The organism is Halopseudomonas salina (genome assembly GCF_008641105.1).
Map to the genome: position 1 here is coordinate 1 of NZ_VTTI01000033.1, position 1,252 is coordinate 1,252.

The window sequence follows — 1,252 nt, forward strand, 5'->3', positions numbered from 1 at the left end:
TCCGAGTTACCCACAACCAGTAGACACCTTCTATAGTTAGGTAGCCCCTAGCAGGAGGTGTGTCATGACCAAGAAACGACAGGCATATACCGAGGAGTTTCGCAGGGAAGCGATACGTCGATCGGAGCAGCCAGGTAACACCGCAGCATCCGTCGCCAAAGAACTGGGACTGCATCCCGGTCAAATCTACAACTGGCGACGGCAGTTCACCCGACTGTCCGAGAAGCAGTTCAACAGCGTCGATGGCGTCGATTACTCCAAGAAGGAATCTGCAGAGGTCCGACGTCTAAAGCGTGAATTGAACGACGCCTTGAAGGAAAACGAATTCCTAAAAAAGGCTGCGGCGTACTTCGCGAAGCTCCAGGAGTGAAGTACGTGGTCATCGCAGAGTATCTGGGGCAGTACCCGGTTACGCTGATGTGCCGTGCACTGAACGTCTCCCGCTCTGGATTCTATAAGTGGCACAACCGTAAGCCCTCCCCTAGGCAGCTACGGCGCGAGCAGATCGAAGGCAAGGTGGTTGAGCTGTTTGCAGAGTACAAGGCGCGCTATGGCGCGCCCAGGCTGGCTCATGAGTTGAAGGATGCAGGGCTGCCTTGTTCGAAGAACTTTGTAGCCAACATCATGCGCTACCGCGGAATCCGGGCTCGAAACGGGAAGGGCTTTCACTACCGCCCGGCCAGTCCGACGATGATCAACGTGGAAGAGAACCGGCTGCGGCGTCGCTTTCACGCAGAAGCCCCAAACCAGAAATGGGTAACGGACATCACCTACATCTGGGTCAAAGGCAGCTGGGCGTACCTGGCCACCGTCATGGACCTTTATTCTCGAGCCATCGTTGGCTGGAAGCTCGATACTTCAATGACCGAGAAGCTGGTATTGGATACGCTCACGATGGCCTTCTCACGCAGAGAGGTTAATCCTGGGCTGATCATCCACTCAGACCGCGGCGTTCAGTTTCGCTCGGTGAAGTATCTGGATCTGGTCAGATCAAGCGGCTGCCTACCCAGTATGAGCCGTCAGGGTAACTGCTGGGATAATGCGGTAATGGAGTCCTTCTACAGCCGTCTCAAGGTAGAGCTGATCTATGCGGAGCAATATGGGTCGATGGAAGAAGTCCGATCCGGTATCTTCGAGTACATTGAGATTTTTTATAACCGCAAACGACGACACTCTGCTCTCGGCAATATCAGTCCAGCAGAGTTTGAGCGCAGATGCGCATAACAGTGTCTACTTTTTGTGGGCAGGACCA

At 54.3% G+C, this 1,252-nt stretch carries 2 protein-coding genes; both read left to right on the forward strand.

Annotation, left to right across the window (positions count from 1 at the left end):
* Positions 1 to 64 precede the first annotated feature (64 nt).
* Positions 65 to 370, forward strand: a complete 306-nt coding sequence (locus tag FZF01_RS19295; protein WP_223825568.1) for a transposase — start codon at positions 65 to 67, stop codon at positions 368 to 370.
* Positions 371 to 375: 5 nt separating this feature from the next.
* Positions 376 to 1,224, forward strand: a complete 849-nt coding sequence (locus FZF01_RS19300) for an IS3 family transposase (protein ID WP_229734602.1) — start codon at positions 376 to 378, stop codon at positions 1,222 to 1,224.
* Positions 1,225 to 1,252 lie beyond the last annotated feature (28 nt).